General features: G+C 60.1%; 23 protein-coding genes. 15 read left to right on the forward strand and 8 right to left on the reverse strand.

What is annotated here, in order from left to right:
* The 3 genes from CGA21_RS24270 to CGA21_RS24280 form a co-directional block, all read right to left on the reverse strand.
* On the reverse strand, nt 1-131 hold a 131-nt coding region (locus CGA21_RS24270), incomplete at its 3' end, for a transposase (protein ID WP_188264089.1).
* A gap of 126 nt (nt 132-257) precedes the next feature.
* The gene (gene mgrA / locus CGA21_RS24275) at nt 258-1,295 is read right to left on the reverse strand and encodes an L-glyceraldehyde 3-phosphate reductase (RefSeq protein WP_110751863.1); all 1,038 of its coding nucleotides are present in this window, start codon (nt 1,293-1,295) and stop codon (nt 258-260) included.
* A 175-nt stretch (nt 1,296-1,470) separates the two neighbouring features.
* Complete coding sequence (locus CGA21_RS24280; RefSeq protein WP_188265195.1) at nt 1,471-2,361, reverse strand: LysR family transcriptional regulator; 891 nt, start codon at nt 2,359-2,361, stop codon at nt 1,471-1,473.
* Nucleotides 2,362-2,480: 119 nt separating this feature from the next.
* Between CGA21_RS24280 and CGA21_RS24285 the strand changes: the two genes are divergently transcribed.
* On the forward strand, nt 2,481-3,221 hold the full coding sequence (locus CGA21_RS24285) for an SDR family oxidoreductase (protein ID WP_188265196.1): 741 nt from the start codon (nt 2,481-2,483) through the stop codon (nt 3,219-3,221).
* Nucleotides 3,222-3,327: 106 nt separating this feature from the next.
* Complete coding sequence (locus CGA21_RS24290; RefSeq protein ID WP_110751857.1) at nt 3,328-3,588, forward strand: hypothetical protein; 261 nt, start codon at nt 3,328-3,330, stop codon at nt 3,586-3,588.
* An 8-nt stretch (nt 3,589-3,596) separates the two neighbouring features.
* Here the strand turns inward: CGA21_RS24290 and betT are convergent, their stop codons facing one another.
* Both betT and epsC read right to left on the reverse strand, forming a co-directional pair.
* Nucleotides 3,597-5,552, reverse strand: a complete 1,956-nt coding sequence (betT, locus tag CGA21_RS24295; RefSeq protein ID WP_177411651.1) for a choline transporter BetT — start codon at nt 5,550-5,552, stop codon at nt 3,597-3,599.
* A gap of 415 nt (nt 5,553-5,967) precedes the next feature.
* Nucleotides 5,968-6,894: a serine O-acetyltransferase EpsC gene (epsC, locus tag CGA21_RS24300; RefSeq protein WP_110751853.1), complete on the reverse strand. Its 927-nt coding sequence runs from the start codon at nt 6,892-6,894 to the stop codon at nt 5,968-5,970.
* Nucleotides 6,895-7,083: 189 nt separating this feature from the next.
* Here epsC and CGA21_RS24305 point away from each other — a divergent pair, with 189 nt between their 5' ends.
* The 12 genes from CGA21_RS24305 to CGA21_RS24360 all read left to right on the forward strand — a co-directional run bounded on the left by CGA21_RS24305 (nt 7,084) and on the right by CGA21_RS24360 (nt 19,259).
* Nucleotides 7,084-8,076 carry a D-cysteine desulfhydrase gene (locus tag CGA21_RS24305; RefSeq protein ID WP_110751851.1) on the forward strand — a complete coding sequence of 331 codons (993 nt, stop codon included), beginning with the start codon at nt 7,084-7,086 and terminating at the stop codon, nt 8,074-8,076.
* A 260-nt stretch (nt 8,077-8,336) separates the two neighbouring features.
* Nucleotides 8,337-9,137: a cystine ABC transporter substrate-binding protein gene (gene tcyJ, locus CGA21_RS24310; protein ID WP_020795810.1), complete on the forward strand. Its 801-nt coding sequence runs from the start codon at nt 8,337-8,339 to the stop codon at nt 9,135-9,137.
* The gene (tcyL, locus tag CGA21_RS24315; RefSeq protein ID WP_020795811.1) at nt 9,137-9,802 is read left to right on the forward strand and encodes a cystine ABC transporter permease; all 666 of its coding nucleotides are present in this window, start codon (nt 9,137-9,139) and stop codon (nt 9,800-9,802) included. The genes tcyJ and tcyL overlap by 1 nt, the downstream gene beginning before the upstream one ends.
* Nucleotides 9,803-9,806: 4 nt before the next feature.
* A complete protein-coding gene (gene tcyN / locus CGA21_RS24320) occupies nt 9,807-10,562 on the forward strand; it encodes an L-cystine ABC transporter ATP-binding protein TcyN (RefSeq protein WP_188265197.1) in 756 nt (251 codons plus the stop codon).
* A 454-nt stretch (nt 10,563-11,016) separates the two neighbouring features.
* The gene (locus tag CGA21_RS24325; RefSeq protein ID WP_188265198.1) at nt 11,017-11,775 is read left to right on the forward strand and encodes a hypothetical protein; all 759 of its coding nucleotides are present in this window, start codon (nt 11,017-11,019) and stop codon (nt 11,773-11,775) included.
* Between the two features lie 220 nt (nt 11,776-11,995).
* Nucleotides 11,996-13,237, forward strand: coding sequence for an SfnB family sulfur acquisition oxidoreductase (locus CGA21_RS24330; RefSeq protein ID WP_110751847.1), 1,242 nt, complete (start codon nt 11,996-11,998; stop codon nt 13,235-13,237).
* A 37-nt stretch (nt 13,238-13,274) separates the two neighbouring features.
* Nucleotides 13,275-14,468 (forward strand): SfnB family sulfur acquisition oxidoreductase, encoded by a 1,194-nt coding sequence (locus tag CGA21_RS24335; RefSeq protein WP_188265199.1) that lies wholly within the window; start codon nt 13,275-13,277, stop codon nt 14,466-14,468.
* Nucleotides 14,468-15,826 (forward strand): LLM class flavin-dependent oxidoreductase, encoded by a 1,359-nt coding sequence (locus tag CGA21_RS24340; protein ID WP_188265200.1) that lies wholly within the window; start codon nt 14,468-14,470, stop codon nt 15,824-15,826. Before CGA21_RS24335 ends, CGA21_RS24340 begins: the two co-directional genes overlap by 1 nt.
* Before the next feature lie 119 nt (nt 15,827-15,945).
* On the forward strand, nt 15,946-16,755 hold the full coding sequence (locus CGA21_RS24345; protein WP_188265201.1) for a MetQ/NlpA family ABC transporter substrate-binding protein: 810 nt from the start codon (nt 15,946-15,948) through the stop codon (nt 16,753-16,755).
* 2 nt (nt 16,756-16,757) lie between these two features.
* Nucleotides 16,758-17,879, forward strand: coding sequence for a methionine ABC transporter ATP-binding protein (locus CGA21_RS24350; protein WP_188265202.1), 1,122 nt, complete (start codon nt 16,758-16,760; stop codon nt 17,877-17,879).
* Nucleotides 17,869-18,513 (forward strand): methionine ABC transporter permease, encoded by a 645-nt coding sequence (locus CGA21_RS24355; RefSeq protein ID WP_008057629.1) that lies wholly within the window; start codon nt 17,869-17,871, stop codon nt 18,511-18,513. The genes CGA21_RS24350 and CGA21_RS24355 overlap by 11 nt, the downstream gene beginning before the upstream one ends.
* A gap of 116 nt (nt 18,514-18,629) precedes the next feature.
* A complete protein-coding gene (locus tag CGA21_RS24360) occupies nt 18,630-19,259 on the forward strand; it encodes a class I SAM-dependent methyltransferase (protein WP_188265203.1) in 630 nt (209 codons plus the stop codon).
* Between the two features lie 112 nt (nt 19,260-19,371).
* Here the strand turns inward: CGA21_RS24360 and CGA21_RS24365 are convergent, their stop codons facing one another.
* From CGA21_RS24365 to CGA21_RS24375, 3 genes are read right to left on the reverse strand one after another with little or no spacing between them, the layout of a single operon-like run.
* Complete coding sequence (locus CGA21_RS24365) at nt 19,372-22,425, reverse strand: efflux RND transporter permease subunit (protein WP_188265204.1); 3,054 nt, start codon at nt 22,423-22,425, stop codon at nt 19,372-19,374.
* Nucleotides 22,422-23,489 (reverse strand): efflux RND transporter periplasmic adaptor subunit, encoded by a 1,068-nt coding sequence (locus CGA21_RS24370; RefSeq protein ID WP_110751832.1) that lies wholly within the window; start codon nt 23,487-23,489, stop codon nt 22,422-22,424. The genes CGA21_RS24365 and CGA21_RS24370 overlap by 4 nt, the downstream gene beginning before the upstream one ends.
* Entirely contained in the window at nt 23,486-24,589 is a 1,104-nt protein-coding gene (locus CGA21_RS24375; RefSeq protein WP_110751830.1) for an efflux RND transporter periplasmic adaptor subunit, read from the reverse strand. Before CGA21_RS24375 ends, CGA21_RS24370 begins: the two co-directional genes overlap by 4 nt.
* A gap of 182 nt (nt 24,590-24,771) precedes the next feature.
* Between CGA21_RS24375 and CGA21_RS24380 the strand changes: the two genes are divergently transcribed.
* On the forward strand, nt 24,772-25,968 hold the full coding sequence (locus CGA21_RS24380; RefSeq protein WP_110751828.1) for an AAA family ATPase: 1,197 nt from the start codon (nt 24,772-24,774) through the stop codon (nt 25,966-25,968).
* Nucleotides 25,969-25,970 lie beyond the last annotated feature (2 nt).

Here is a 25,970-nt window from a genome sequence, read left to right on the forward strand (position 1 = left end):
TAGGCCGCGATCCACTGGCGCAACGAAGAAAAATCAACATCGTGCCGATCCGCAACATCTCTAAGACCCGCATTACCGGAACAGTAATCCTGCACCGCCAACAGCTTCACTTGAACTGTGTACTTCCCCATGAAACACCCCATCGGTTGTGTCCAACCTTTGGGGTGCAGTCCACTTTGTGTAAGACTCGGACACTGTGGGAGCGGGCTTGCCCGCGAAGAGGTCGGAACAGGCACCAGAAATCCAGTGCCGATCACTTACTCAGCCGTCGACGGCTTCTCCCAAAGATTGATCCCACCCTCTTGGGCAAACCGGTCAATCTCCGACAATTCCTCAGCACTGAAGCTCAAATTCTTCAACGCCCCGACGTTCTCGATGATCTGCTCCGGTCGGCTCGCGCCGATCAACGCCGAGGTCACCCGCGGGTCACGCAGGGTCCAGGCCAGCGCCAGTTGCGCCAGGCTTTGACCGCGACGCTTGGCGATCTCATTGAGCGCACGCACATGGGCAATGTTGGCCTCGGACAAGTGCGAAGCCTGCAACGAACCACCGCCCGGACGGTTGACTCGCGCATCCGCCGGCACGCCGTTGAGGTATTTGTCCGTCAGCAGACCCTGCGCCAATGGAGTGAACGCAATGACACCGGTGCCGAGCTCGTCGGTGGTGTCCAGCAAGTCTTTTTCCACCCAGCGATTGAGCAGGTTGTAAGCCGGTTGGTGAATCAACAGCGGTACTTTCCACTCCTTGAGCAGCGCCGCCATTTCACGGGTTTTCACCCCGGAATAAGACGAGATGCCGATGTACAGCGCCTTGCCCTGCTGCACCGCCGTGGCCAGCGCGCTGGCGGTTTCCTCCAGCGGGGTGTCCGGGTCGAAACGGTGGGAATAGAAAATATCCACGTAGTCCAGGCCCAGGCGCTGCAGGCTCTGGTCAAGGCTGGCGAGCACGTACTTGCGCGAACCGCCGCCCTGACCGTAAGGACCGGGCCACATGTCCCAACCGGCCTTGCTCGAAATGATCAACTCGTCACGGTACTGCTTGAAGTCTTCACGCAGCAAACGCCCGAAGTTGATCTCGGCACTGCCGTACGGCGGACCGTAGTTATTGGCCAGGTCGAAATGGTTGATGCCCAGGTCGAACGCCGTGCGCAACAACGCACGCTGGGTGTCGATCGGCGTGCTGTCGCCAAAATTGTGCCACAGGCCCAGGGACAGCGCAGGCAGTACCAGCCCACTGCGGCCCACGCGGCGGTAAGGGATGGAGTCGTAGCGGTTTTCGGCAGCGGTGTAAGTCATCGAATCCTCACTTGTCTGTCTTGAATCTGGTTACGTCTGCTTCGCCAGTCGCCCAGCATACGCCCAGATAAACGCCAGAAAACCCCGGATTCGAATAATTGCTGAAACGTTTCACAGATGATCGTTCCCTCGCTCTGCGTGGGAATGCCTCAACGGACGCTCTGCGTTCGGCTCTTCATCCTGCATCCGCAAACACCTCCCCCAACCAATCCACGAATACCCGAACCCGTGGCGACATGTGTCGGTTGTGCGGGTACAGCACTGACACCGGCATCGGTGGCGGCGGTGTTTCGATGAGGACTTCCTTTATCAGCCCCTGCGCGATCTGCGTTTCCATGCGGTAGTGCGGGCACTGGATCAAGCCCAGTCCGGCAATCGCCGAGGCGGCATAGATCTGAGCGCCAAATACCGAAACGGCCCCCGCGATGGACACTTCCTTGCGCTCGCCATCGACCATGAATTCGAACGGAAACAATTTGGCCGTCGTGCGCGAGACGTAGTTCACCGCGCGATGGTTTTGCAGATCAGCCAGGCTTTTGGGCTCGCCGTATTGGCGCAGATAGCCGGGGCTGGCGCAGGTGATCTGGCGCAGGTTGGCGACGCGTTTGCCGATCAGTGTGGAATCGCCAAGGGAACCGGCGCGCAGCACGCAATCGACGCCTTCGGTGATGAGGTCAACCTGGCGATCGGCCTCGCTGAGGGACAGTTCGATGTCCGGGTAACGGGCCATGAATTGCGGCAGGGCCGGGATTACGAAGTGTTTGGCCAAGGTGCCGTGCAAGTCGACGCGCAGCCGGCCTTTGGGCGCCACGCTACGGAACGCCAGCTCCGCTTCTTCCAGCTCCGCGAGCAATTGCACACATCGCGAGTAGTACGCCTCGCCATCCAGCGTAGGGCGCACCCTGCGTGTGCTGCGTTCCAGCAAACGCGTGCCGAGCCAGGCTTCGAACTGATTCAGCGTGTGGGTCAACGTTGCACGCGGCAGGTTCAGGTCGGCCGCCGCCAGGGTAAAGCTGCTGCGCTCGTAGATGCGCACGAACACTTTCATCGCTTTGACTTGATCCACGCTCGCCTCCCCCGCTCTATTGTTGATGTTTTTTGAACAGTCAAGGCAACTCTCGTGCATTTATCGGCCTGAGTAAACATGTGAGATTGGCCCTCACACCCAATCAACAGGACATTGCCATGACCACTCAAACTTCCAGGGTTGCCCTCGTGACCGGCGCTTCGCGCGGCATCGGTGCCGTCATTGCCAGGCAACTGGCCAGCGAAGGCTTTGCTGTCGCCATCAACTACGCCCACAGCGCCAGCGACGCTTCACGACTGGTTGTAGAGTTGCGCCAGGCGGGTCATCGAGCCATAGCGATCAAGGCGGACGTGGCCAGTGCCGATGACGTGCGCCGGATGTTCGATGAGACCGAAGCACACTTGGGCAAAGTCGATGTGCTGGTAAACAACGCCGGTATCCTAAAGGTCATGCCCCTGGCGCAGCACAGCGACGAATTGTTCGAACAGAACTTCAACATCCATGCGCGCGGCACCTTCAACACCCTGCGCGAAGCCGCCACACGCTTGAATAGCGGCGGGAAGATCATCAATTTTTCCAGCAGTACCGTCGGCCTGAATCTGCCGGGCTACGCCGTGTACATCGCCAGCAAGGCCGCGGTGGAATCTTTGACCCAGGTATTTGCCAAGGAGATGCGCGGGCGCAATATCACGGTCAATGCCGTGGCACCGGGGCCGGTGGCGACCGATTTGTTCCTGCATGGAAAGAGCGAAGAGCAGATCCAGAGTTTCGCCAAAATGGCGCCGCTGGAGCGCCTGGGGCAACCAGAGGATATTGCCCGTGTCGTGACGTTCCTGGTCGGGCCGGAGGCGGCGTGGGTCAATGGGCAGGTTCTGCGGGTGAATGGCGGGCTGGTTTAACTATGCTCACACTAAAACCGCAGCGACACCATTCGCGAGCAGGCTCGCTCCCACAGGGATCGCGGTGAATCTTGTGGCAGCACTCACCTGAAGGGGGGCACATACCATGCACACCACCATCATCATCACCTTCGGGCTGATCCTGCTTGCCTTGATGCTGTACATCGGCGAAAAAATCGGCTTCCCCCGCCAGGTCCTCGCCTACAGCTTTATTGTGCTGTGGCTGGCCCTGACGCTGATCAATGGCGCGGTGGGCATCGTGCATGCCCGCCAGCCATTGGGCACGGAGGTGATGGTTGGCAGCGCCGTGTTCGGTATCCCGGTGGCGGCGCTGGTGTTGTTCATGGTGTTGACCACCGAGGCCTGAGGAGCCGCTCAACGCACCAGGTGCAAGAACTGCATGTGCCGCTCGTACTGATCGAGGATGTCGTTGATGATCTGCTCCTTGGTGTATCCCACCAGATCGTAGTTCTGGCTGCCTTCGCTTAAATGCACCTCGGCCCGGTAATAGCGACGATTATTGAGCTGCTTGGAACCCATGCCACCCCGGGCAAACGACGGCGTGAAGTAGCCGCGCATTTGTACCTGATAGATGAACGGGTGTTCGTCGCCGTGACCGATTTCCAGGCTGACGCTGTCGTTGACCGGTTCCGGATGAGTCACGACACTCAGGCCCTTTTCGATAAACACTGCCGACACTTCTTCGATGGCGGGGCGCACCGTCGAATCGAGGAAGCGGTAGACCTCATCCCGCGATGGAAAATGCACCGCCTGGCTCAAGCGCTGCCGCCAGCCACCGCGCCGCGAGCCGGACACCGGCGCCAGGGAATGCATCTGCGCAATCTGCTTTTGCGACTCCAGATAGAACGCTTTGTGCAGCCCCCACATCATCAACAGCAAAATCAGCGAGAACGGCAGCGAAGTCAGGACCACAGCTGACTTCAATGCATCAATGCTGCCGGAGAACAGCAACGCGCTGGTCACCAGTGCGGTCATCGCCCCCCAGAACACCCGCAGCCATTTCGGTCCGTCCTCATCAGGGTTGCCACCCTTGGCGGACAGCGTCGACAACACCACGGTGCCGGAGTCGGCGGAAGTGACGAAGAACACGAAGCTGATGAACACCGTGACCGCGATCACGGTTTTGCTCCACGGGTAGGTTTCCAGCAGCAGGTAAAGAGTCATCGACGGGTTGTCGATGGCCGACATGCCCAACGCCGACATGCCGTGGTTGAGCACTTGGTCGATGGCACTGTTGCCGAAGATCGACATCCACGCCAGGGTGAAACCCAGCGGAATCAGCAATACACCGAAGACAAACTCACGGATGGTCCGGCCACGGGAAATCCGCGCAATGAACAGCCCCACGAACGGCGACCATGCGATCCACCAGGCCCAGTAGAACACCGTCCAGCCGCCCAGCCAGTCGCTGGGCTTGTCGTAGGCGTAGAGGTCGAAACTCTTCATCGGCAAGGCGCCAAGGTAGTCGCCAACGTTCTGGATCAGGGTATTGAGCAAGTGCTGCGTGGGCCCGGCGAACAACACGAACAGCAGCAACGCACAGGCCAGCAGCATGTTGATATCGGACATCACCCGCACGCCCTTGTCGACGCCGGACACCGCCACGATGATCGCCGCGCCCATCATCAAGGTGATCAGCCCGACCTGAATCCACTGGGTGTGGGCAATGCCGAACAGGTAGTCCAGGCCCGAATTGAGGTGCAACACACCAAAGCCCATGTCGGCGCCGAGACCGAAGACCGTGGCGATGATGCCGAAGCCGTCCACCGCGTAGCCGATGGGACCATTGATGCGCTTGCCGATCAGCGGGTACAGCGCCGAGCGCAAGGCCAGCGGCAGGTTATGCCGGTAGGCGAAGTAGGCCAGCGCCATGCCGACAAAGGCAAACACGCCCCAGCCATGCAGGCCCCAATGCAGAAACAGGATCTGCATCGCCTGCCGCGCCGCATCCGCCGTGCCGGCCTCGCCCTGAGGCGGTTGCAGCATATGGGTCAAGGGTTCGGACACGCAGAAGAAAAACAGCGTGATGCTGATTCCGGCAGCGAACAGCATGCCGGCCCAGGACAGATAACTGAATTCGGGCTCGTCGTGGTCGGCACCGAGTTTAATCTTGCCGTAGCCCGATAACGCGGTGACCACCACGAAGACCAGATACAGGGTCATCGCCAGCATGTAGTACCAGCCAACCGTGTTGGCTGCCCAGTTTTGCGCCGCCAGTAACCAGGCGCCGGCCTGTTCCGGCATGGCCATGACCACGACACCGAACAACAGGATGAAGGTCGCCGCGAAGTAGAACACCGGGGGATTCATGCGGACCAGGCCGCTTGGGGGAATGGACGATGCACTCATTGAAGGTGCACCTCGAAGGGGTTGGACGTGGCTGTAGAAATCGGACTCAGCAAAGGCAAGCCTCCTGTTGTGAGCGGGCAGCGAACCACCGGTTTAACTTGAATGAACGTTCAAGTTAAACATGAATAGGGTGCTAAGGACTAATCGCAAGGCTCGGCGGTCGTGGTTGAACACTAGCTCAAGGAGGTGTATTACGCGGATTTTGGAGGATTGGCCCACCGCAAAACTGCTGGATGCCATTACCAGGGTTCGCCTTGAAACCATTCGCGAGCAAGCCCGCTCCCACATTAGACCGAGTTGCCAGGCAGGTACGCATCTAATGTGGGAGCGGGCTTGCTCGCGAAGGCGGCATATCGAGCAGCGGAGGTCTCAGGACTTACTTCTGCGCCCCGTCATCAAGCTGCAAATTCGCCTGGGTCAGGTTACTGCCTGCCGGTACGCTGCGGGTCAGCCAGACATTACCGCCAATGGTCGAGCCCTTGCCGATGGTGATCCGCCCCAGAATCGTCGCGCCGGCATAAATCACCACGTCATCCTCCACGATCGGATGCCGCGCCTGGCCCTTCTGCAACTGGCCGTCTTCGTCCGCTGGAAAACGCTTGGCACCCAAGGTCACCGCCTGATAAATGCGCACCCGTTCGCCGATGATCGCGGTCTCGCCGATCACTACACCGGTCCCGTGGTCGATGAAGAAACTGCGGCCGATCTGCGCGCCCGGGTGAATGTCGATGCCGGTGGCCGAGTGGGCGATTTCCGCGCTGATCCGTGCCAGCAACGGCAGCCCGGCGCGATATAAATGGTGCGCGAGGCGATGGTGAATCACCGCCAGAATACCGGGATAGCACAGCAACACCTCGTCGACGCTACGCGCCGCCGGGTCGCCGTGATAGGCCGCCAGGACGTCGGTGTCCAACAGGCTGCGCAGCCCCGGCAACGCGAGGGCGAAGTCCTGGATGATCTGGATGGTTTTAGCCTCGACCTCAGTGTCGACCTGGGCGCTGTGCCGTGCGGCATAGCGCAATTCAAGCCGCGCCTGAGCCAGTAACGCGTTTAACGCCACATCAAGGGTGTGGCCGACGTAGAAATCTTCACTCTCTTCGCGCAAGTCCACCGGCCCCAGGCGCATCGGGAACAGCGCACCGCAGAGCGCTTCGAGAATATCCGCCATGGCCGCCCGTGACGGCAACTCTCGACCACCCTGCTCACCACTGGCGCGGCCGTTTTGTGCACGCCACTGCTCACGTGCCGTGCGCAGTTGGCTGACGATGGTTTGCAATTGCCAATGGCTGGAACGTTCACTCACGGTAAAAACTCCTCACGGGCGGCCGGACTGTCTGGCCGCACTAACGGCGATACTTTACGGCAAGGCCCGCAAGCCAAATTAAGAACCAATTGTGCTGTGATAAGCACAATCGGCTATAAGCGATTGGCGGTTGCCCCGATAAAGTGGCGTGCCTATAGTCCAGTGACCTTCCACCGCCAGTACGGAACCATGATCAAACAACAGCTTGCCCGCTTTAATCGTCTCGACCTGCTCGGTCAGCCCACCGCCCTGGAAAAACTCGAACGCCTGTCGGCCTGGCTGGGTCGCGACATCTACGTCAAACGCGATGACCTGACGCCACTGGCGATGGGCGGCAACAAGTTGCGCAAACTTGAATACCTGGCCGCCGACGCCCTGGCTCAGGGCGCCGATACATTGATCACGGCCGGGGCACTGCAGTCCAATCATGTGCGCCAGACCGCGGCCATTGCCGCCAAGCTGGGCCTTGGTTGCGTGGCCCTGTTGGAAAACCCGCTGGGCACTGACGACGCCAATTACGTCGGCAACGGCAATCGGCTGTTGCTGGACCTGTTCGATGCCAAGGTCGAGTTGGTAGAGAACCTGGATAACGCCGATGAGCAACTGCAAGCCTTGGCCAACCGTCTGCGCAGCAACGGCAAGAAGCCGTACCTGGTGCCGATCGGTGGTTCGAATGCGCTGGGCGCCCTGGGTTATGTGCGAGCCGGGCTGGAACTGGCCGAGCAGATCAAGGACACCGGGCTGAATTTCGCCGCGGTCGTCCTGGCCTCGGGCAGCGCCGGGACACACAGTGGCCTGGCACTGGCGTTGAGTGAAGCATTGCCGGATTTGCCAGTCATCGGCGTCACCGTTTCGCGCAGCGATGAAGATCAGCGACCAAAAGTCCAGGGCCTGGCCGAGCGCACCGCCGAGTTGCTGGAGATGCCATTGCCGGCGAGTTTCAAGGTCGAGTTGTGGGATGAATATTTCGCACCGCGCTATGGCGAGCCCAATGCCGGGACGTTGGCAGCGGTGAAGCTGGTGGCTGGTCAGGAAGGCCTGCTGCTGGACCCGGTCTACACTGGCAAGGCCATGGCGGGGCTATTGGACGGGATCGGGCGCCAGCGTTTCAATGAGGGGCCGATCATCTTCCTGCACACCGGTGGAGCGCCGGCGTTGTTCGCCTATACAAGCTTTCTGTAAGAACCAAGGATCAAAAGATCGCCGCCTCTGCAGAAGCTACCGAAGGCTGCGATCTTTCCGGGTCGCACATATTCTTTTAGGAAATAACAAAAATAGAATTTATTATTTTCTAATCTAAAAGCGGCATCATATAGTCTCGCCGCAGGCGAATTTGCAGCGAGACGCATAGGCTGCTTTAGGGCAGGATATCGCAGTCGTCCAAATTCCGATTTTGCCAACTTTCCTTAAGCGTCTTCCATAAGAAAACACAGGGGCTTGTCATGAATTTTTCCGCACTACGTCGAAATCTGCTGGTGGGTTCGCTAGGTCTGGCGCTGAGCGCCGGCCTGATCGGCCAGGCATGGGCCGGTGAGCAACTGAAACAGATCAAGGATAAAGGCGTGATCAACGTCGGCCTGGAAGGTACTTATCCTCCGTTCAGCTTCGTCGATGAAAACGGCAAGCTTTCGGGTTTCGAGGTCGAGCTCTCCGAAGCCCTGGCCCAGAAGCTGGGCGTCAAGGCCAAGATTCAGCCAACCAAGTGGGACGGCATTCTCGCCGCTCTCGAATCCAAGCGCCTGGACATAGTGGTCAACCAGGTAACCATCTCCGACGAGCGCAAGAAGAAGTATGACTTCTCCGAGCCATACACCGTTTCCGGTATCCAGGCGCTGGTGCTGAAGGACAAGGAAGCCGCGTTGAACATCAAGAGCGCCGCCGACTTGTCCGGCAAGAAAGTCGGCGTGGGCCTTGGCACCAACTACGAACAGTGGGTGAGAGCCAACGTACCAGGCGCCGACGTGCGTACCTACGACGATGATCCGACCAAGTTCGCCGACCTCAACAACGGCCGTACCGACGCCATCCTGATCGACCGTCTCGCCGCGCTTGAATACGCCAAGAAAGCACCGAAAACCGTCGCTGCCGGCCAGGCGTTCTCTCGCCAGGAAGCCGGTATTGCCCTGCGCAAAGGCGAGCCGGAACTGCTGGCTGCCGTGAACAAGGCCCTCGACGAGCTGCGTGCCGACGGCACCCTGGCCAAGATCTCGGAAAAGTACTTCCAAGCTGACGTCACCAAATAATGGAAGCTGCTTTCCAACTCGCACTGGATTCCGCGCCCTTTCTGCTCAAGGGCGCGTATTACACGGTCATCCTCAGCCTGGGCGGAATGTTCTTCGGCCTGGTGATGGGGTTCGGTCTGGCGTTGATGCGCCTGTCGCGCTTCAAATCGGTCAACTGGCTGGCCCGCATCTACGTGTCGTTCTTTCGCGGCACGCCGTTGCTGGTGCAACTGTTCGTGATCTATTACGGCTTGCCGCAATTGGGCATGGAGCTCGATCCACTGCCCGCGGCCCTGATCGGCTTCTCGCTGAACATGGCGGCCTACGCCTGCGAAATCCTGCGCGCCGCGATCGGTTCGATTGAACGCGGGCAGTGGGAAGCCGCTGCCAGTATCGGCATGACCCGTGCGCAAACATTGCGCCGGGCCATCCTGCCGCAAGCGATGCGTACCGCATTGCCGCCACTGGGCAACAGCTTTATCTCGCTGGTCAAGGACACCGCGCTGGCCGCTACCATCCAAGTGCCGGAGCTGTTCCGTCAGGCGCAACTGATTACCGCACGCACCTTCGAAGTGTTCACCATGTACCTTGCCGCCGCGCTGATCTACTGGGTCCTGGCCACGGTGCTATCGCACCTGCAGAACCAGTTGGAAGCACGGGTCAATCGGCACGACCAGGAGTCCTGACCCCATGATTGTCGTGGAAAAACTGACAAAGCAGTTCAAGGGTCAAGTCGTGCTCAACGGCATCGATCTGCAAGTGAAGGAAGGTGAGGTGGTGGCAATCATCGGGCCAAGCGGCTCGGGCAAGACCACCTTCCTGCGCTGCCTGAACTTCCTCGAAGCACCCACCAGCGGCCGGATCAAGGTCGGCGACATCGAAGTCGATACCAGCCGCCCATTGAACCAGCAACAGAGCCTGGTGCGCCGTTTGCGCCAGCACGTGGGCTTCGTGTTTCAGAATTTCAACCTGTTCCCCCACCGCACAGCCCTGGAAAACGTTATCGAAGGCCCGATCATCGTCAAGAAGATCCCGCACGCCGACGCCGTTGCCCTGGGTAAAAAGCTGTTGGCCAAGGTCGGCCTGGCAGGCAAGGAGGACGCCTACCCGCGCCGCCTTTCCGGCGGTCAGCAACAGCGTGTGGCGATTGCCCGCGCGCTGGCGATGGAACCGGAAGTGATTCTGTTCGACGAACCGACCTCGGCGCTCGACCCGGAGCTTGTGGGTGAAGTGCTGGCGACCATCCGCGGCCTGGCCGACGAGAACCGCACCATGGTCATCGTCACCCACGAAATGGCTTTCGCCCGTGACGTGGCCAATCGCGTGGTGTTTTTTGACAAGGGTGTGATCGTCGAACAAGGCGAGGCCAAGGCATTGTTTGCCAACCCCAAGGAAGAGCGCACGAAACAGTTTCTCAGCAAGTTCCTGAACAACGCACACCTTTAAATCCCTCGCAACACCTGTCAACTTCCATGGATGGAAGTGACACCTCCCTGTCACAACACCCAACCCTTAAGATATTTATATACCTGTGCGCCACAAGCATGTTTTGTCAGCGCGCTCGATACATATATGTATAACGCAACAGTTTAATGACTGATTCTCGAGCACCGCCCAATCTCCACCAAACCCTCAAAAAATGGTGTCTTTGGCAGGTATATTCGACGTATCTGGACAGTTTATTAACTTCAAAGCGTAGGATTATTCTGAATAACGCCCGGCGTTCCTTTTAACCAACCCACTCTATTGACACTTACTATAGCTAACTTTTATCTAGTCTCTTTCCAGCGGCACCGCTCGCGCCCAGTCATTATTTAAATTCAAAGTAATGAACAGTTTTGCTGTTCGAATTCCAGTTTTCCCCAAACGGACTTCATTGCAAAACATCAAGGAGACTTCCATGAAAAGCACCTCAACTAAAACCGGACTTGCCGCCCCGACTCTCGCGCAATCACACAAGGCAGGAATCAACCTCGCCTCGGCGACGCACTTGCTGATCGAGGTGCCGCCCTACCCCGCGATGGACGAAGGCGACCTGATCGAACTGTTCTGGGACAACTGCTACGTCGCCTCCAGGGTCCTGACGGCCAACGAGATTGGCCAACCCGTCCAGCTACGGGTACCCGAGAGTTTTATCGCTAGCGGCTCTTCATACGTCCACTATCGAATCATGCAGATAGGACAAGCACCGATCGTATCCCCCGCCCAGCGTGTGCAGTCCAAACTCGAGTGTCCGGGTGGGCAGGTATCTGCATTGAGTGGTGACGAAAATCAGAGCCTGGCCCCGGTGACCATTCCTGAAACGATTCGGCGCCAGGGAGTGAACCCCAACCAGATCAAGCGTGGCGTGCCGGTGACCATCGAGCCTTACGTGAACATGGCCGCCGATGACGAAATCACCTTGCGATGGGGCGACGTCCGCATGGATTTGCCCCCACTCAAGGAACGCGATGTGGGCCAGCCGGTTCAGGTCTGGGTGCCTGCGGCGATCATTCTGGAAGCCGGCGAAGACCTGCGACTGGAAGTGACTTACTGCATCCTCGATCGCGTAGGCAACAATTCTCGCTGGGCACCCGCACGGACATTGAAGATTGGTTGTGCCAATCCCTACCCCAAGGAGCCGAAGAAGGAACACCTCCAGGCCGCAGAACATCGTTAGCGATGGCAGCGATCCTATGACCTTCTATGCATATTACTAAAAGTTAGTTTTAAAAATATTTATACAAGATTAGGGTATATGCACCGGACCACCGGACATTCTTGTTTTCGTTCGCCGCACCCCGCGGCGTTTTCATGAGATGTGAGGTAGGTATGGTCCGGAACACAATCACCCCAGTGCAGATCGCCAGGGCATTGCGTGTAGCCAGGGAGTGGCGCTGATGTCCAGTCTGGCTGACGCAATCGTCCAGAGTGACCTGGACGTCGCCCCATTGTTGTTGCCCGCACAGGTGCTGCGCAACGACGCTCAAGCCATCAAGGCCGCCCTTGAGCTGGCGCAAGTCGCTCGCCTGCAAGCGGCCAGGCGCGACCAGCAGCGCAAGCTGCCGTGGTCGGAAGTCGAACAGTTCACCCGAAGCGGCCTGGGCAGCATTGCCATCCCCCACGAGTACGGTGGCCCACAGGTTTCATTCGTCACCCTGGCCGAAGTGTTCGCGATCATTTCCGCGGCAGACCCGGCCTTGGGGCAGATTCCGCAGAACCAGTTCGGCATCCTGAACCTGATACTCGGCAGCGCTACCGAAGCGCAGAAAAAACAGCTGTTCAAAAGCGTGCTCGAAGGCTGGCGCATTGGTAATGCCGGGCCGGAACGTGGCGCTAAAAACACCCTTGAACTCAAGGCGCGCATCACTGCCGATGGCGACGGTTTTGTCCTCAACGGCCAGAAGTTTTATTCCACCGGCGCGCTGTTCGCGCACTGGGTCGCGGTCAAGGCGCTCAATGACGACGGCAAGCAAGTGCTGGCCTTCGTTCGTCGCGGTACGCCGGGGTTGCGCATCGTCGATGACTGGTCCGGTTTCGGCCAGCGCACCACCGCCAGCGGCACCATTTTGCTCAACAACGTGCGGGTCGACGCCGAGCTGGTGGTGGATAACTGGAAGATCAATGAAAAGCCCAATACTCAGGGCGCGGTTTCGCAACTGATCCAGGCGGCCATCGATGCCGGCATCGCCCGGGGCGCGATTGATGACGCCATCGAGTTCGTGAAAACCCGCGCCAGGCCATGGGTTGACGCCAACGTTGAACGGGCCAGCGATGACCTGTACGTCATCGCCGATATCGGCAAGCTGAAAATCGAATTGCACGCCGCCGAAGCGCTGCTGCGCAAGGCCGGGCAGGTGCTCGACCAGGTGAACGCCGCACCGCTCACCGCCGAGTCCGCTGCCCGCGCTTCGATTGCCGTCGCCGAAGCCAAAGTGTTGACCACCGAAATCTCGTTGCTGGCCAGTGAAAAGCTATTCGAGCTGGCCGGCAGCCGCGCCACCCTTGCCGAGTTCAACCTCGACCGCCATTGGCGCAACGCCCGGGTGCACACCCTGCACGACCCGGTGCGCTGGAAATACTACGCGGTTGGCGCCTATCACCTGAACGGCACGTTGCCGGCTCGGCATTCCTGGATTTAACGGCCAGACACTTTTTACCAGAGCTCTGGAGAAACACATGACCCTTTCTCAACACGTCGCAATCATCACCAGCGATGAGCAAGCCCTGATCGTCGCCAGCGATCTGGCCGAAGATTTCAAACGCGACAGCGCCCTGCGCGACCGCGAACGTCGCTTGCCGCACCCCGAGCTGGAGGTGTTCTCCCGCTCGGGCCTGTGGGGCATCAGCGTGCCGAAGACGTACGGCGGCGCGGGCGTTTCCAACGTCACCCTGGCCAAGGTCATCGCACTGATCGCCCAAGCGGATGGTTCCCTCGGGCAAATCCCGCAGAACCACTTCTATGCGCTGGAAGTGCTGCGCGTGAATGGCAGCGAAGCGCAGAAAAAGCGCCTGTACGCCGAAGTATTGGCCGGCCAGCGCTTCGGTAATGCACTGGCAGAGCTGGGGACTAAAACCGCCCATGATCGCGTCACCCGTCTGACACGCGATGGCGATGGCTATCGCATCAACGGTCGAAAGTTCTACGCCACCGGTGCGATCTACGCCCAGCGCATCCCGACCTCGGTGATCGATGAAAACGGCGTGCAGCAACTGGCTTTCGTCCCGCGCAACAGCAAGGGCCTGACGGTGATCGACGACTGGAGCGGCTTCGGCCAGCGCACCACCGGTAGCGGCTCGGTGGTGTTCGAAGAGGTCTTTGTGGCCGCCGAAGACGTGATCCCGTTCCAGACCGCCTTCGAGCGGCCGACACCGGTCGGCCCGCTGGCGCAGATTCTCCATGCCGCCATCGACACCGGCATCGCCCGCGCGGCCTATGAAGACGCGCTGCATTTCGTGCGCACCAAGACCCGGCCATGGATCGACGCCACCCATGAAAAAGCCAGCGACGACCCACTGACCCTCAAGAGCTTCGGCCACTTGAGCATTCGCCTGCACGCTGCCGAAGCCTTGCTTGAGCGCGCTGGTGAATTGCTCGACAAGGCCCAGGCCGACACCCGCGCCGAGACCGTCGCCGCCGCGTCGATCGCCGTCGCCGAAGCCCGTGCCATCAGCACTAAAATTTCCCTCGCCGCCGGCACTACGCTGTTCGAACTGGCCGGCAGCCAGGCCACCCTGGTCGAGCACGGTCTGGATCGCCATTGGCGCAACGCCCGGGTGCATACCCTGCACGACCCGGTTCGCTGGAAATATCACGCAGTCGGCAACTACTACCTCAACGATGAAAACCCGCCACTGCGGGGGACCATCTGATGGCCAAGGCGAAAAAGAAGATCCTGCTCAACGCGTTCAACATGAACTGCATCGGGCACATCAACCATGGCTTGTGGACGCATCCACGGGACACCTCGACCCAGTACAAGGCGATCGAATACTGGACCGAACTGGCACAGTTGCTGGAGCGCGGACTGTTCGACGGCTTGTTCATCGCGGATATCGTCGGTGTCTATGACGTGTACCAGAACTCGGTGGACGTGCCGCTCAAAGAATCGATCCAGCTGCCGGTCAACGACCCGTTGCTGCTGGTTTCGGCGATGGCCGCGGTGACGAAAAACCTTGGCTTCGGCCTCACCGCCAACCTCACCTACGAACCGCCGTACCTGTTCGCGCGGCGCATGTCGACGCTGGATCATTTGAGTCGCGGTCGAGTCGGTTGGAACATTGTCACCGGTTACCTCGACAGCGCGGCCAAGGCCATGGGCCTGAACGAACAAGTCGAGCATGACCGCCGCTACGACCAAGCCGACGAATACCTGGAGGTGCTCTACAAACTCTGGGAAGGCAGTTGGGAAAACGGCGCGGTACTCAATGATCCGCAGCAACGCATCTACGCTGCGCCAGAAAAAGTACACAAGGTCGAACACAAGGGCGAGTTCTACCAGGTCGAGGGTTACCACCTGTGCGAGCCGTCACCGCAGCGCACGCCGGTGCTGTTCCAGGCGGGCAGTTCCGATCGCGGTTTGCTGTTCGCCGGGCGCCACGCCGAGTGCGTGTTTATCAGCGGATCGAACAAGCCGTCGACCAAAATCCAGGTGGACAAGGTTCGCGCCAGCGCCGTCGAGGCTGGGCGCAACCCTGAGGACATCAAAGTGTTCATGGGCTTGAACGTGATCGTCGGCGCGACTGAAGAACTCGCTTGGGCCAAGCACGCCGAATACCTGAGCTACGCCAGCGCCGAGGCCGGCGTGGCGCATTTTTCGGCGTCTACCGGCATCGACTTCTCCGAGTACGCCATCGACGAACCGATCCAGTACGTCAAGAGCAACTCGATCCAGTCGGCGACCAAGAACCTGCAGAACAACGACTGGACCCGCCGCAAATTGCTGGAGCAACACGCCCTCGGCGGACGCTACATCACCGTGGTCGGCTCGCCCGGGCAAGTGGCCGATGAGCTGGAATCGTGGATCGCCGAAACCGGCCTGGACGGCTTCAACCTGACGCGCATCGTCACACCGGAAAGCTATGTGGATTTCATTGAACTGGTGATTCCGGAGTTGCAACGGCGTGGGTCGTACAAGACTGCTTACGACAATGGCAGCTTGCGCGAAAAGCTGTTCAACGAGGGCGCACATTTGCCTGAGCAACATACCGGGTCCGCGTTTCGCCGCTAAAAGCTTCGCGAGCAGGCTCGCTCCCACATTTGGAATGTACTCCCCTGTGGGAGCGAGCCTGCTCGCGAAGAGGCCCGACCAAACACCAAAAATCTTATGCACTGACTGGAAAAAATATCATGACCAAGCACCACCTCTCTAACCCAGTCAAAGCACTGGCCCTGGCCCTCGGCCTGTTCAGCTCTACGGTGTTCGCCGCCGACGCGCCTTTGAAAATCGGCACCACCGCCGCCTTCGCCATTCCCCTGGAAGCGGCCGTAGAAGAGGCCGGCAAACAAGGCCTGAAAGTCGAATTGGTGGAGTTCACCGACTGGATCGCACCCAACGTCAGCCTCGCCGCCGGCGACATCGACGTGAACTACTTCCAACACATCCCGTTCCTGGAAAACGCCAAGAATGCCTCCGGGTTCGACCTGGTGCCCTTCGCACCGGGAATCATCAACAACGTCGGTCTCTACTCCAAGAAGTACAAAAGCTTCGACGAGCTACCGCAAGGCGCCAGCGTGGCCATCGCCAACGACCCGATCAACAGCGGACGTGGCTTGCAGCTGTTGGCCAAGGCCGGCTTGATCACGCTAAAACCGGGGGTCGGCTACAAGGCCACCGAAGAAGACATCATCGCCAACCCGAAGAACATCAAGATCCTGCAAGTCGAGGCCGTGCAACTGGTAAGGGCCTATGACGACGCCGATCTCGTCCAGGGCTACCCGGCTTACATCCGCCTGGCAAAGACCTTCGATGCCGGTTCTGCCCTGCTGTTCGACGGCCTCGACCACAAGGAATACGTGATCCAGTTCGTAATCCAGCCGAAGAGCAAAACCGACCCGCGCCTGATCAAGTTCGTCGACATCTACCAGCACTCGCCAGCCGTTCGCGCAGCCTTGGATAAAGCCCACGGCAAGCTCTACCAGGCCGGTTGGGAGAGCTGAGCATGACAGCTGCGATCCAACGGCGACTGGATATTCCGGAGCCCCAGAAAGCTGAACAGACCGAACTGCACCCGGACCTGAACCGCGCTCACGTGCGCTTTATCGGCCTGGGTAAAACCTATGACGGCAAGCAAGGACCGGTGGCCGCGTTGCAGGGCATCGACCTGGCGATCCAGCACGGTGAAGTGTTCGGAATCATCGGTCGTAGCGGCGCCGGCAAGTCGTCGCTGATCCGCACCATCAACCGCCTCGAACAACCGACGTCGGGGCGCGTGCTGATCGATCAGGTGGACATCGGCGAGTTTGATGAAGACCGTCTGGTGGCGTTGCGTCGGCGCATCGGCATGATCTTCCAGCACTTCAACCTGATGTCCGCCAAGACGGTTTGGCAGAACGTCGAGCTGCCGCTGAAAGTCGCCGGTGTACCCAAGGAAAAGCGCGAGCAGAAGGTTCGTGAACTGCTGGAACTGGTGGGCTTGCAAGCCAAGCACAAGGCTTACCCGGCGCAACTGTCCGGCGGCCAGAAACAGCGCGTAGGCATCGCCCGCGCCCTGGTTCACGACCCGGCGATTCTGCTGTGCGACGAAGCCACTTCGGCACTGGACCCGGAGACCACACAATCGATCCTCGGCCTGCTGCGAGAGATCAATCAGCGCCTGGGCCTGACGATCATTCTGATCACCCATGAAATGGCGGTGATCCGCGAGATCTGTGATCGCGTCGTGGTGCTGGAACACGGTCGAATCGTTGAACAGGGGCTCGTCTGGGAAGTCTTCGGCAACCCGCAGCATGAGGTCAGCAAGACCTTGCTCGCCCCCTTGCAACACGCCCTGCCGCCAGAACTGCAAAGCCGCTTGCATCCGCAACCGCAGACCGCAGAAGACGCGGTGGTACTGCGCCTGCAGTTCACCGGAACGGCCCAGGCCGAACCGGACCTTGCCGCACTGTTCAGTGCACTCGGTGGCCGCGTGCGCTTGCTGCAGGGTGGCGTGGAACGGATTCAGGGACACGCGCTTGGGCAACTGCTGCTGGCCGTGACGGGCTCGTCCCTGGGCGTCGAAGAATTGCGTCAATGCGCCGGCCAGTGGGCGCAACAGGTAGAGGTATTGGGCTATGTGGTTTGATCGCTTGCTGCAGGGATTCATCGATACGTTCTTGATGGTCGGCGTGTCGTCGTTGATTGCACTGCTGGCGGGCATTCCGCTGGCGGTGATCCTGGTCACCAGCTCCAAGGGCGGCATCTACGAAGCCCCGGCGCTTAACCGCGCACTGGGTGCCTTCGTAAACCTGTTCCGCTCGATTCCGTTCCTGATCCTGATGGTGGCGTTGATTCCGTTCACCCGCTTGATCGTCGGTACCACGTACGGCGTTTGGGCAGCCGTGGTGCCATTGACCATCGCCGCTACGCCGTTCTTTGCACGCATCGCTGAAGTCAGCTTGCGCGAGGTCGATCACGGCTTGATCGAAGCAGCGCAAGCCATGGGCTGCCGACGTGGGCACATCGTCTGGCATGTGCTGTTGCCTGAGGCGTTGCCGGGGATTGTCGGGGGCTTCACCATCACCCTGGTGACAATGATCAACTCATCGGCCATGGCGGGGGCGATTGGTGCCGGTGGGTTGGGGGACATTGCGTATCGGTATGGGTATCAGCGGTTCGATAGCCAGATCATGCTGACGGTGATTGTGTTGCTGGTGGCGTTGGTGGCGGTGATTCAGTTGGGTGGGGATCGGTTGGCTCGGGGATTGAACAAACGTTAGATCAAGATCAAAAGATCGCACCGCAGGGCATGTATACACTTCGGCGAATGGCTGCGCAGCAGCCCCTGCCTTGATGGCGTATATTCGGCAGATACCAATTGCCTGCGCAGCCGACCATGAAACAGACCCCCGCCGACCTCGAGCAGATCACCGCCACCACCCTGGGCCATTACAACTCGGTGGCCGAAAGTTTCCGCGAAGGCACCCGCGATCACGATGTCAGCCAGAACATCGACGCGCTGTTGCGGAATATCCAGGGTGAGCCGCCGTTCGACATTCTCGATTTCGGCTGCGGTCCCGGTCGCGACCTGCAGACCTTTACGCGCATGGGCCACACGGCGGTGGGCCTTGATGGCTCGCAGAAGTTTGCGCAAATGGCACGGGAAGACAGCGGTTGCGAGGTCTGGCAGCAGGACTTCCTGAAGCTGGATTTGCCTCAGGAACGCTTCGATGGGATTTTTGCCAATGCGGTGTTGTTTCACATCCCGCGCCAGGAGCTGCCCCGGGTATTGAAAGAACTGCGCGCGGCATTGAAGCCTGGTGGTGTGTTGTTCAGCTCCAATCCCCGTGGCGACAACCAGGAAGGCTGGAACGGGCCGCGCTATGGGTCGTATCACGACCTGAAGGCATGGCAGCAATTGCTGACCGAAGCGGGCTTTGTGGAGCTGGAGCATTACTACCGGCCGGCAGGGCTGCCGCGCGAGCAGCAGCCTTGGTTGGCGAGTGTCTGGCGCAAGTCTTCGTAGTCAGTACTGACGCCATCGCGGGCAAGCCCGCTCCTACAGGGATCGCGTTGTTCATAACTACGCGATCAACTGTGGGAGCGGGCTTGCCCGCGATGAGCGCGCAACGCTCGTCTTAGCGTACTTCTTTCTTCGGCTCGCGAATCTTGTACCAGGCCACATACAAGGCCGGTAAAAACAGCAGCGTCAGCAAGGTGGCGACGATGATCCCGCCGATCATCGCGTAGGCCATCGGCCCCCAGAACACTTCCCGGGCAATCGGGATCATGCCCAGGCTCGCCGCCGCCGCGGTCAGCAGGATCGGTCGACGACGATGCTCGGTAGCTTCCACCACCGCATCCCAGGGTGACGAACCTTGTGCCACGAACTCATCGATCTGGGTCACCAGGATCACCGAGTTGCGGATGATGATACCGATCAGCGCCAGGATGCCGAGGATCGCCACGAAGCCCATCGGCGTTCCGGTCGGCACCAGCGCCAGCACCACGCCAATCAAGCCCAGCGGCGCGACGCTGGCCACCAGGAACATCTTCTGCACGCTGTGCAACTGAATCATCAGGAAGGTGGCCATCAGGAACACCATCAACGGCACCACCTTGTTGATCGGCCCCTGGGCCTTGGCGCTTTCCTCCACCGTACCGCCCGTGGCGACCTTGTAGCCAGCCGGCAACGAGGCGGCGAATTTTTCGATATCCGGCTTGAGCTGGGTCACCAGATCGGTTGGCTGGATATCACCGATGACCGCCGTCTTGATGGTGATCGTCGGTTTGCGGTCCCGACGCCACACCAGCGGTTGCTCGAGTTCGTAGCGCACGGTGGCAAACGCCAGCAGTGGAATGGAGGTGCCGCCCGGTGTGAGGATCTGCAGGTTCTGCAGGGTATCCGGTGAGCCCCGCTCGGCGTCCACGGCGCGACCGACCACGTTGATCAGATAGATATCGTCGTCGACCTGGGTCACCGTCGAGCCGCTGACGATGCTGTTCATCAGGTTCGCCACGTCCTCGGACGACAAGCCGAGCTGGCGCGCCTTGTCCTGGGCGATGTCGATGCGCAGTACCTTGCCTGGCTCGTTCCAGTCGAAAATGATTTCGCCGATGTGCGGGTTTTTGTCCAGTTGGCTGGCCAGATCTATCGCGTGCTTGCGCACCTGGTCGATGTCCGGGCCGCTGACGCGGTACTGGATCGGCCGCCCCACGGGTGGGCCCATTTCCAGGGCCTGGACGAAACTGCCGATGCCGACGAAGTCTTTGCGCAGGCGTTCGCGCAGGCGGTCACTGAGGGCTGCGCGCGTCTCGAAGTCTTTACTCACAATCACCAGCTGTGCGTAGTAAGGGTTCTGCAGTTGCTGGTCGAGGGGCAGGTAGAAACGAATCGCGCCCTGGCCGATGTAGGTACTCCAGCGCACGATGTCGGGGTCGCCCTTGAGGGTCGCTTCAAGTTTATCCACGGCTTTGCGGGTTTCATCAATCGAGGCATTTTGTGGCAGGTTCAGATCCACCAGGATTTCCGGGCGATCCGAGGCCGGGAAGAACTGGTTCTGCACAAAGCGCATGCCGACCACCGACAACCCGAACAGCAGCACCGTTATGCCGATCGCCCACCAGCGGTTACGCATGCTCCACAGCAGGCCGCCATTGAACGCCCGCCCGAGGCGCCCGGGCTCTGCCGAGTGCGGCTTCACATTGGTACTGAGGATGTGCACGCCAATCACCGGGGCGAACAACACCGCGACAACCCACGAGACCAACATGGCCACTGCAATGACCGCAAACAGGGTGAAGGTGTATTCACCGGCCGAGCTGCCATTGAGGCCAATGGGGACGAAACCCGCCACTGTTACCAGTGTACCGGTGAGCATCGGGAAGGCGGTCGAAGTGTAGGCAAAGGTCGCGGCCTGTTCCTTGGTTTCGCCCAGCTCCAAACGCGAGACCATCATCTCGACGGTGATCATCGCGTCATCCACCAGGAGTCCGAGGGCGATGATCAATGCGCCGAGGGAAATCCGTTGCATGGTGATGCCGCTGTATTCCATGAACACAAAGACCATCGCCAGCACCAGTGGGATCGAGCACGCCACCACCAGCCCCGCGCGTACGCCGAGACTGATGAAGCTGACCACCAACACGATCACCACGGCTTCGAACAACGCACTGGTGAACCCGCCTACGGCCGCTTCCACGACGACAGACTGATCGGACACGTTGTGCACACCGACGCCCACCGGCAGATTGGCCGTCAGCTCATTGATGCGCTGGTGCAGGGCCTTGCCGAAGTCCTGGATGTTGCCGCCCGTTTGCATCGCAATGGCCAAACCGATGGCGGGTTGGCCATTGAAGCGAAATTCCGGGGTCGACGGGTCGACGTAACCACGGCGAATATCGGCGATATCGGCCAGGCGATAGAAACGGTCATTGAGCCGCAAGTTGACGTTGGCCAGATCCTTCTCGGAAATGAACTGCCCGGACGTGCGCACGGAAATCCGCTCCGGACCGGCTTCGATCACCCCGGACGGCGTCACGGCGTTCTGGGTCTGCAGGGCTTGTACGACTTGCTGTTCGTCGATGCCCAGCGCCGCCAGTTTGCGTGTCGAGAAATTCAGGTAGAGCACTTCATCCTGCTGGCCGACCATCTCGATCTTGCCCAGCCCCGGCACACCGCGGATATCGGCGCGCGCCTGCTCGACGTAGTCGCGCAACTGGCGCAACGACAGGCCATCGGCGGTAAAGGCGTAGATCGAACCAAACACGTCACCGAACTCGTCGTTGAACGACGGCCCCTGAATGCCCTGGGGAAACGAGTAGCGGATGTCACCGATTTTCTTGCGCACCTGGTACCAGATTTCCGGGATGTCCTTGGCCTTGGTGGTGTCGCGCAAGTACACGTAGACCGTCGACTCGCCCGGGCGGGTATAACTTTTCACGTAGTCGAGGGAATCAAGCTCCTCGAGCTTTTTCTCGATACGGTCGGTGATCTGCTTGAGGGTTTCTTCCTGGGTTGCACCGGGCCAGCGGGTCTGGATCACCATGGTCTTGATGGTGAACGACGGGTCTTCCTCGCGACCCAGGTTCAGGTACGAGAAGACGCCCATCAGCAGAGAAACAAACATCAAATACCAGACGAACGACTGATGCTTGAGGGCCCATTCGGATAAGTTGAAACTCCCTTTCATTGTGGGTTGCCCTCATCGACTTTCACTTTCTGCCCCGGCTTGAGGCTGTTCACACCGGCACTGACGACTCGCTCGCCAGCCTTGATATCGTTGGCCAGCACCACCGTATTTTGCGTACGGCTGACGATGCTGACGTCCCTTGGAGAAACCGTTTGCGTCTGCGCATCAATGACCCAGACGCGGTTTTTGCCGTCGACCTCCTGCAAGGCACTCAGGGGTAACTCGATGCGCGGCTTGATTGCGCTACTCAAGGTCACGCTGATCGCCGTGCCGAGGCGAAACGCCGGCGGTGTTTCGGTCAGCGTCAGGCGTGCGCGCCGGGTACGGGTCGCGCTTTCGGCCTGGGGTTCGATTTCACGCACAATGGCCGTGGTGGCAATGTTCGGGTTCAGTTGCGAGGCAACCTGGAACACCACGTCGGCGGGCAACTGGTCGATCAAGGTGTCGGGCAGGTCGATCACCGCTTCCTTGATGTCCGGCTGCGCCAAAGTGACCACCTGCTGACCCGCGGTGACGACCTGCCCGGCCTCGGCACTCCACGCCGTGACCACGGCCTTGTGATCGGCGCGCAACTCGACGTAGTTGAGCTGGTCCCTGGCCTGGCTGACCGCGGCCTTGGCCTGGTCAAGCGAGGCCTGGGTGGTTTTCAGGTCGGTGAGTGCGCTGTCGAGCTGCGCCTGGGAGCCCACCCCGCGATCGAACAATTGCTGCTGTCGCCGGGCGCTGGCCTGGGCATTGATGAGTTGTGCCTGGACACTCGCCAGATCGCCCTCGGCCGAACGCAACTGGTTCTGCTGATCGGTGGGATCAAGCGTGGCGAGCAAGGCCCCTTTGTCGACTTCGGCACCGACATCGACGCTGCGACTGGCAATGCGCCCCGGCACTCGGAAACCGATATTGCTTTCATAGCGGGCCTGGATGCTGCCCGCGAAACGCCCGAGATTCTGCTCATCCAGGGCCTTGACCGTGATCGACAACACTGGACGCACCATTTCCGGGGCGGGTTCTTCTTTCGAGCAGGCCAGCAGCATCATACCGGCGAGCACCACTAATAGACGCTTCATTGCGCAGCCCCCACAGACAAATCCTTGTAGGTGTCTTCGGCGATTTCCACCGTCACACCGGGGTGCAGCAACTGACCGCCCGCGATGACGACTTTTTCACCGCCGGTCAGACCGGCGCTGATGATGACTTTACCGGTCAGGTAGCGGCCAACCTTGACGTTGTGCAATTGCGCCTTGCCCTCCCCATCCACCAGCCACACCGCCGGCTCGCTGACATTTTTGGTCAGCGCCGACCACGGCAGCTCGACGGCGGATTTACCTCGGGTATTGGCGGTGGCACTCACCACCGAGCCCAATTGCATCCCTGGCGGCAAGCTGTCGAGGGTGACTTTGACCTGCACCGTACCCGTTTGCTCGGAGACGGCCGGGGTGACTTCCCGCACGGTCCCGGTGGTTTTGACCGCCGGATTATCCAGCAGACTGACCACCACCGCCCTGTCCGACGGTGGCTCGGCCAGCAGCGACTCGTAGACGTTGAACACCGCATCCCGATCCCCGTCCCGGGCAAGGCTGAAAATCGGTACCGTGGCCTGCACCACCTGGCCGACCTCGGCCTGCCGCGCAGTGATCACGCCCGGTGCGTCGGCGATCAACGCGGTGTAGCTCAATTGTTCACGGGCGTTGGCCAGTTGTGCCTCGGCAGCCGCCAGCGAACTTTGGGTGCTGCGTAAGGCCGCCTGGGCGGAATCGTATTCGCTCTGGCTCGTATAGCCCTTGGGCAACAATTTCTGCTGGCGCACAAAGGCCGCGGCGTTCTGCTTGACCTTGGCCTGCTCCGCGACGACCTGGGCCTGGGCCGAATCGACGTTGGTCTGCAGGTCCTTGGGATCGAGCCTGGCGAGTACCTGCCTGGCCGAGACCCGGTCACCGACATCCACCATACGCTGGATGATCTTGCCCCCGACGCGGAACGACAACTCGGTCTGCACCCGGGCCTGGACATCACCGGTCAACGTGATGTTGACGGCGTAGTCGGCCAGCTTGACCTCTTGCACGAAAACCCGGGGCCGGTTCTTTTCGACCGGCGCCTCTTCACTGCAGGCGCTCAGCAAGGCCAAAAGGCTCAGGCCAAGCGCTATTTTCATTCCGGGACCAACCATGCAGACTCCTTTGCGTTTAACGGGCGCGATTCGCATGTGAGCTTAGAACAGGGTTTAACCTTCGCCCACGCAATAATCGTCATTTCCTACACAGGAGCTGCGAAAGGCTGAGATCTTTTGCATTTAAATGATAAAGATCAAAAGATCGCAGTCTCCGGCAGCGCCTACAGAGATCGTCCTTCATGCTCAAGACCCTCGCGGTGGCCAATTACCGCTCGATCAACAAACTGGTCATTCCGCTGGGTCGGTTGAACCTGATTACTGGCCCCAACGGCAGTGGCAAATCCAATCTCTACCGCGCACTGCGCCTGTTGGCGGAAACGGCTCAGGGTGGCGTGGTCAATGCATTGGCTCGCGAGGGTGGACTTCATTCGACCTTCTGGGCCGGCCCGGAAACCATCACCCGGCGCATGCGCAATGGCGAAGTGCCGGTAGAGGCGACGGTGCGACAGGGCGTGAAGCGTCTGCGATTGGGATTTACCGGAGAAGAATTCGGATACTCGATCAGCCTGGGATTGCCCGACTCCAATGGCCATTTCATGCTACCCGGGCACGACGCGCCCATCCCCTCACGCTTCAGCCTCGACCCGCAAATCAAGCGCGAGTGTCTCTGGGCCGGACCGTTCTATCGTCCAGCAAGTCTTCTGGTGGACCGCGACGGCCCGATGGTCCGTACTCGAGCCAACCGCAGTTGGGACGTGCTGGCTCAGCACACGCCGAATTTCGACAGCCTGTTCGATCAGGTCGGGTGCCTGCGTAACTCGCCAGAGGTGCTGGAGATGCGCGAGTTCATCCGCCGCTGGCGCTTCTACGATCACTTTCGCAGCGACGCCGACGCACCGGTGCGTCAGCCGCAACTGGGTACGCGTACGCCGGTGCTGCACCACGACGGTCGGGACCTGGCCGCGGCATTGCAGACCATTATCGAAATCGGCGACCCCGAAGCATTGCGCAACGCAATCAGCGACGCATTTCCCGGTGCAAGACTGCACATCGAACCGCTGGCCGGCGGCCGTTTTGCTATCGAGTTTTATCAGGAAGGCTTGTTGCGGCCGTTGTCCGCGGCGGAGTTGTCGGACGGGACGCTGCGTTATTTGCTATTGGTGGCGGCACTGCTGACGCCCCGGCCGCCGACATTGATGGTGCTGAACGAGCCGGAAACCAGCCTGCATCCGGATCTGCTGCCGGCGTTGGCGCGCCTGATTATCCGGGCGTCGGAGCAGTGCCAGGTGTGGGTGGTGTCCCATGCGCGGCGCCTGATTTCGGCGTTACAGGAAGACCCGGCGTGCAATTGCATCGTGCTGGAGAAAAACCTCGGGCAAACCGGGATTGTCGGACAGCGCATGCTGGATGAGCCCGCGTGGTATTGGCCGGATTGATG

Origin of the sequence: Pseudomonas sp. PSB11 (genome assembly GCF_014596605.1) — a bacterium.
Taxonomy (GTDB): domain Bacteria; phylum Pseudomonadota; class Gammaproteobacteria; order Pseudomonadales; family Pseudomonadaceae; genus Aquipseudomonas; species Aquipseudomonas umsongensis.